This window comes from Bacteroidota bacterium (assembly GCA_038746285.1).
GTDB lineage: Bacteria > Bacteroidota > Rhodothermia > Rhodothermales > JANQRZ01 > JANQRZ01.
In genome coordinates, this window is sequence record JBCDKT010000052.1 from 22,388 (window position 1) to 28,458 (window position 6,071).

At 68.9% G+C, this 6,071-nt stretch carries 4 protein-coding genes; all 4 read right to left on the reverse strand.

What is annotated here, in order from left to right; translation table 11 throughout:
• Window positions 1-50: 50 nt before the first annotated feature.
• Window positions 51-716, reverse strand: coding sequence for an alpha/beta hydrolase (locus AAGI91_14445; GenBank protein MEM1043813.1), 666 nt, complete (start codon window positions 714-716; stop codon window positions 51-53).
• Window positions 717-788: 72 nt separating this feature from the next.
• Window positions 789-3,353, reverse strand: coding sequence for a zinc-dependent metalloprotease (locus tag AAGI91_14450; protein MEM1043814.1), 2,565 nt, complete (start codon window positions 3,351-3,353; stop codon window positions 789-791).
• Between the two features lie 180 nt (window positions 3,354-3,533).
• Window positions 3,534-4,103, reverse strand: a complete 570-nt coding sequence (locus tag AAGI91_14455) for a hypothetical protein (protein ID MEM1043815.1) — start codon at window positions 4,101-4,103, stop codon at window positions 3,534-3,536.
• 129 nt (window positions 4,104-4,232) lie between these two features.
• The coding region (locus tag AAGI91_14460) for a T9SS type A sorting domain-containing protein (GenBank protein MEM1043816.1) at window positions 4,233-6,071 on the reverse strand (1,839 nt) is incomplete at its 5' end.

The window sequence follows — 6,071 nt, forward strand, 5'->3', positions numbered from 1 at the left end:
GGCGAGCCTCGAAAAGATACCGAGGGGCCCAGTGTTGTCCATTAACGACGTTAACCGCTCTCGAAGCGCCCCTGGCGCAGAAAATGCACGACGTGCTCCGCCACGATCCGGCGGCGCATGATCAGCGAGTGCCCCGCCGGGACGACGACGAAGTCGGCCATGCCCTCGACTTTTGCGCTGTCGACGGCGACGAGCCCGTCGCTGGCCCCGCCGAGCGTCCGGCCGAAGGGGAACAGGTTCCGCTCGCCCGCGACGACGCCGAGCGCGAAGCCTACCGGCCCGAGCCGCCGAGGAACCGAGCCGGGGCCGGTGCCTAGCTCGCGCAGGGCGGGGCCGCACCACGCCGTGAACGGCCAGCGCTCGCGCAGCAGGTCGGCGACGGGGCTGCCGGCGTTCGGCGGGGCGAGCATCACCACGCGCGAACCGTCGGGGAGGCCGTAGCGCTCGGCGTAGGCGCGGACGAGGATGCCGCCGAGCGAGTGGGTGACGGCGTGGACGGGTCGCCCGTCGACGTGCGCCGCCTCGAAGAGCGGGCGCACATGGTCGTCTACGAGCGTCCCGATGGGGTGGCAGGTGGAGGGGTAGCTCTCGTTGACCGTGCGGAAGCCCGCCCGCTCGACCTGCCGCGCCAGCCACTGCATCGACCGCCGCGTCCGGCCGAGGCCGTGGAGCAGGAGAACGGGGTCAGCAGAGTGGTCGGGGGAGGCGGGCGACACGCGGGAGGAGGAGGGTGGAGGATGAAAAATAGCTCTTTCCATCCGCTATCCTCTCTTCTCCACCTTCCAAACTCAGTCGTCCAGCGTCTGCTCGATCAGGAAGAGGATGTGCTCGGTGTGGGCCTCCGTCTCGTCGTTCCCGCCGCGCTTGTCCTCCAGCATCGACTCGATCCGGCGGAGCTGGGCGAGGGCCTGCGACTGGCTGAGGTAGTCGTAGCGGTCCTTCTCGTTCTCCAGGACCGCGGCGAGGCGGCGCGTGTACTCGACCTGGGCATTCTGCCGGAACGTGTTCACGTCGCCGTCCATGTCGGCCTCGAAGACAGCATTGGTGAGGTCGGTCATCATCTCGGAGAGCGGGTATGCGCTGCCGTAGAGGCCGGCGTCCGAGATGCGGCGCATCGTGACGGGGTGGAGGAGGTGGGCGAGGACGTTCCGCTGCGTGTTGAGGTAGCGGTCGTGGATCTTCGGGTCCTCGGACCGGGCGAAGAAGTTGAACCCGCGCCGCTGCATGGCGAGGTAGTTGTAGAGCCCGGCGGGGCGCTCAAAGGCGGTCGGGGCGAAGAGGCGCTCGGTGAGGATGTCCATCGCCCGCTTCTGCTCGGCGCGCGGGACCGGCGTAAACGGCTGCGTCGCGCCCGGCTGCCCGACAACGGCGCGCTCGACGTAGACCCCGCCGATGTAGCGGCTGGCGACGGCGGCGGCGCTGGCGGCCTGGCCGGTCAGGATCATGTAGGCGTTGCGGAGTTCCTGGTACGAGTCGCCCGGCGTGTCGTAGCGCTCGACGAGGTCGTCCATCATCGTGTCGATCAGGTCGAAGCGGCCCTCGGAGTAGGTGATGGCATCGCTCGACATGTCGCTGATCATCACGCGTGGGTCGATGGCCTTGCCCGGGGCGCGCATGTCGTCGGCGTCGTTGCCGAAGGTGAGGTCGGGCTCGGTGGAGCGCGCGAGCAGCGCCTCGCGGCCGGCCTCGTCGAAGGTGCCGTAGCCGAACTGGATCGCCCACACGTCATACGGTCCGGGCTTGGTAATGGCGTAGGCCCCCTGCGTCTCGCCGGGCGGGGCGAGGTTGAGCGCCGGGTAGTCCATCACCGAGCCGATCAGGCCGCGCTCCATCGTGAGGTTCCAGTCGGTCGTCTCCTCGGGCGTGAGCATCTGGCTGGCCTTCATGTTGTGGTTGAGCCCGAGCGTGTGGCCGACCTCGTGGAGAACGAGGTAGTAGAGCGACTGCTCGACGAGCGTGCTGACTTCGGTCTCGGAGGCGTCCTGGGCGTGGAGGGCCTGGAGGCCGAAGAGGGTCTCGGCCTGGAGGCGCATCCCGAGCGAGCAAAAGTGCGGGTCGGCCTGGCCGAGGGCCTCCAGCTCCTCGGCGTCCTCGAGGAAGAGGGCCGTGGTCTCGAAGAGGCGGTCGTAGGCGATGCGGTTCTTGAGGAAGACGTACTCCAGCATGATGTCCGAGCCGATCATCTGCCCGGTACGCGGGTTTGAGAAGCTCGGCCCGTAGCCGCCGAAGGGCGGGGTCGGCGACGAGGTCCAGCGGAGGACGTTGTAGCGGATGTCGCCCGCGTCCCAGTCGGCGTCGTCGGGCTGGACCTGGACCTCGATGGCGTTCGAGATGCCGGCGGCCTCGAAGGCCTGGTTCCAGCGGAGCGTCGCGTCGCGGATGACCTCGCGGTACTCGACCGGGGTCGTGTTCTCGATCCACCACACGAGCGGCTCCTTCGCGTCGGAGACGGCCGCCGCGGGGTCCTCCTTCTCGAAGTGCCAGCGGCGGATCAGGTCGCGGTAGGGCGTCGCGCTCGGCGAGCTGAGGTCGGTCACCTGGTGGGTGAAGTAGCCCACGCGGGCGTCGTCGATGCGCGGCTCGAAGCCGCTCTCCGGCATCGCGATCAGGCTGTGCTGCATCGTCACCGAGACGGCGCGCGCGTCGGTCACCGCCGCGCCGCCGCCGTTGAGGGCGTTCGGGTTGTCGTAGACGTAGCGGACGTGCACGTCGGTGTTCTCGGGGTAGTTGCGGATGTCGGTGACGGTCGTCTTGTCCTTCGACAGGTTGCCGAGCCTAAACGCCATCGGCGAGCGGCCCGGGAACGGCGGGTTCTTGACGCGGGCGAAGGCTTCGGAGAGGAAGAGGCCGTCGGCCTTGATGAGCACGCGGCCCGTCGAGTCGTCCTCGGCTACGACCTCCTCAACGGCGAGGATGGCCGGGCTGATGTTGGCGTCGGCGGCGCGGGCGAGGGCATTGTTCTCGTCGAAGTAGAACGCCGTGTTTTCCTCGACGAACTCGACCGTGTTGAAGTGGCGGCGGATCGAGAAGACGCTGTTGTCGCGGAACTGCCCGCGGAAGTGCCCGCCCACCGGCACGCCGTCCACGATGTGCGTGAAGTAGATGTACTCCTGGTCGAACTGGTCGGCCTCGATCGCCATCTGGATCGATCCACTCGTGGTGTCGCGGTAGACGGTGAACAGGCCCTCGATGGCCTCGGAGGACTTCACGGCTTCGGCGAATTTGTCCTTGTCTTTCTCGTCAGATGAACCGGAGGACGGAGCCACGACCGGGCTGGAGCCGGAGCAGCCGGCTGCGGCGAGGGCCAGGACCAGCAGAGCGAGGGAGCCGGCAGAACGGATGGGGTGCAGCATGGAAGGCGGGATCTAAAGCGAAGAAGAAGCCACAGCGCGGCGACGCCGCGAAACGAACCATGCTGAAGATAGGTCCGGTTCGGTGCTCCTTCGCAGCCCGCGCGCCCCGATGTCGCTGCTGAGCGCACCGGTGATGCAGCCGGTCCTTCCCGTGTTGCTAACCTCCCCGCGCCGCGGCCCTCAGCGCAGCGCGCCGCGCAGCCGGTACCGCTCGTGGCGCTTCGTGACGCCGAGGTGGTAGGCCCGCGCCGCCCGGTAGTAGTGCCGGACGAGAAACCACACGAGCAGGGCCGGGGGCACGGTCATAAAGATGAGGTGCAGCGGCCAGTGGGTGAGGATGATCTCGCGCAGCCGCTGCTTCGGCACCCAGGGCGACTCCTGCCGTACCAGGTCGCGGGACTCGCGCCGCGCCTCGTCGATGGCCTCGTACCACGCCTCCAGGTCGGGCGCGTGCAGCGATGTCTCCGGGTGGTTGTTGCCGAACAGGTGGTGCAGCGTCGTGTCCGGCACCACGTAGCGGTGGAACAGGAACAGGCAAAGGCCGAGCGCGGCGAAGGCGAGGATCGGGAAGACGATGTAGGTCCGCACGAACCGCACCGCGTGGCGCGCCTCGCGCCGCGCGCGCGACGGACTCCGCGATCCGTCGGGCCGCCGGCTGTTGTGGAGCGCGAGCCGGAACGAGCGGTAGGGGAGCAGGACGGGCAGCGCGAGGAGGAACAGAAGCACCGGCGCCGCAAAAACCGTGAGCATCGGAAAGACAGTGAACCCGAGCTAAAGGTATCGCCGGACGGCGCGCCGAGCTATATCGCTACCCGCGACACCCAAAGGCGGCGACCCCGATGCGGAGCCGCCGCCTCTGCTAGGACCTGGTGCGGGGAGCTACCGAACCAGCGTCACGCGCTGCATCGCCGCTTGGCCTGCGCCGGTCGCCCGCACGAGGTACACCCCGCTCGGAAGGTCCGAGGCGTCGAACGGTACACGGTGCGTCGCCGCTTCGACCTCCTCGTCGAGTAGCACCGCTACGCGGCGGCCGAGGGCGTCGTAGACCGCCACCGTCACGCGCCCGGCTTCGGGCACGTCGAGCGCGAGCGTTGTCGCTGACCGGAACGGGTTCGGGTAGGCGGCCGCGAGGCCGAACGTCTCCGGCACTGCGGCCGACGCGGCTTCGAGGTCGGTCTCACTCGTCTCGGCATCCGCTTTTGTTTCTACCGCTGCCATCAGCAGCGAGCCGTCGGCATCGACCCACGAGGCGGCGGCATGCGCTGCCCAGGTCTCTTCGCCCTCGGCTTCCCGCGAGCCGGAGGTTACGACGACCGTGAAGTCCACCTGCCCGACGACCGTGTTCGGGAATTGGCCGATCTTGACCGCGTACGTGTACGTCCCGTTCGGCGTATTGCCCGGGATGGCCTGCGCGAAGCTCAGTGCCGGACTCGATGAGTTCGCCGGCAGCGTCCCCGAGAGGATCACGCCCTGCGCGAGGACGGTGCTGCCGAGCGAGGCGGTGAAGAACACGTCGCCCGAGATCGGGGCTGTCGTGTTGTTGGTGATGGAGTAAGCAAACTGGATCGCGCCCGGCTTCTGGACGACGATGGGGTCGCCGGCCGGGTCGGTGTTGGTCGCTGCGAGGTCGAAGTTGGGCACCGTCAGCACCTCGACCTCGACGCTCTGCGTGAGGTAGCGCACGTCGAAGGTGTAGCCGAACGGCCCGTCGACGGCGTCGAAGGTGCCGCTGCGCGTCCCGGTGGTCGTGAGGATGGTATAGACGTCCCCGATGGCGGGCGCGTCGCCGACAGCGACCGCGAGGCGGAGCGTGCCGCCGAGCTCGGCGTCGCCGGTGACCGCGAGTTGGTCGTAGTCGTCTCCGGCGACCGGTGGGTCGCCCCCTCCGATCTCGATGGCAAGCACCGAGGAGGCCGCCATCTCGTAGGTGCCGTCGTAGGTCAGGAGGCCGGGCGAGGCACCGGGCGCGAACGTGCCTTCGTTGACAAAGCTCGACGTGCTGCCGGCCGACGGGTCGTCGAAGGTGCCGTCGCCGCCGATGGTGCCGCTCGGCGCGTTCGTGAAGACCGTCGGGCCGGAGAGGTCGAACTCGGCCCCGGCGTCGATCCGGAGCAGCCCGGTGTTCGTCCCGCCTCCGCTCCAGCGCGAGATGCCCTGCCGGATCTCGACCGTGCCGCCGCTCTGGAGCGCGAAGGCGTTGGCGGCCGTCGAGGCGTTGTCGTAGACGAAGGCCCCGTCGTTGTCGAAGACCGGGCGCGGCACCGCGCCGCCGCTGGAGACCAGGGGGTTGTTGGTGGTGCTCGTCAGCGTGGCGTTGTTGTCGAGGGTGCTGCCTGCGCCGCCGACGATCTGGCCGCCGGTCCAGTCGGTGTCGGCGTCGAGGCGGAGGGTGGAGCCGGGGCCGAGGGTCTTGGAGGAGGAGGCGAAGGAACCAGAGCCGGAGGCGAGCAGGCGCAGGTCGGTCGCTAGCGTGCCAAAGGTCCAGCTAAAGGTGCCGGCGATGGTGAGGGCACCCGGGCCTTGCAGGGTTCCGTTCGTCATCGAGAAATGAGGCACCGACTCGTTCTGGCCGAGTGCCACCGTGCCTCCGGAGACGACCATCGTCCCGGTCAGGCCGCCGAGCGAGCCGTCGAGCGTCGTCGTCCCGCTGAAGTCCACCGTACCCGCGCCCGCGATCGCCGCCTCCGACAGCTCGAAGCTGCCGCTGAGGAAGTCGAG